Here is a 676-nt window from a genome sequence, read left to right as displayed (position 1 = left end):
GCCCCGGCTCTCCACCCCGGCCGTCCAGGAGGACGACCGGGGTGGAGAGCCGGGGCAGTACGGACAGCCGTTCCGGGTCGGGGCGCCAGCGGGCCCCGGTGCCCGATTCGGTGGCGCGGCACCGGTCGGTGGCGCGGAAGGCGCCGGTGAGCAGGACCGGGGAGGCGGCGTCGTAGTACGGGTCGTCGACCGTGCGGTGGGGTCCGACGAGCGGGCCGTACGGTTCGGGCAGCGGGACCGTGCCGCCCAGCCGGACCGTGGCGCGGACGTGTTCCCGGTCGTGTGCCAGGACGCGTCCGTCGGGAGCGACGACGTCGGAGCGGATGGTCACACCGACCGCGCAGGCCGTCCTGGTGGCGCGGCGGCGGGCCTCGACGCGGTACCGGGCGGGTCTGCCGTCGGTGCGGGCGCGGACCCAGGCGCTGAAGGTGAGGGCGTCGATGCCGCGCGGCGGCAGTCCGGGGGCCAGTGCGCGGGCCGCCTGGACCGCGATGTCGGCCAGCAGCACGCCCGGCACGGTGGGTCTGCCGTCCACCAGGTGGTCGCGCAGGAAGCCGTGGGTGTCCAGGTCGAGGACCAGGTGCCAGACGGCGTGGTCGGCGTGGCGGGTGACGGGTTCGCCGAGCAGACCGGGCGGGACGGACGGGCCGGGCTGAGCCGACGGGGCGGACGGAAC

1 pseudogene is annotated in these 676 nt (G+C 77.1%); it reads right to left on the bottom strand.

Annotated features, from left to right (window positions below):
• Nucleotides 1–676, bottom strand: a pseudogene (locus EAO76_RS41060) (polyketide synthase dehydratase domain-containing protein); the annotation flags it as partial.

The sequence above is a fragment of the Streptomyces sp. sk2.1 genome (genome assembly GCF_008120935.1).
Taxonomy (GTDB): domain Bacteria; phylum Actinomycetota; class Actinomycetes; order Streptomycetales; family Streptomycetaceae; genus Streptomyces.
This window is presented reverse-complemented; position numbering and strand designations above follow the sequence as displayed.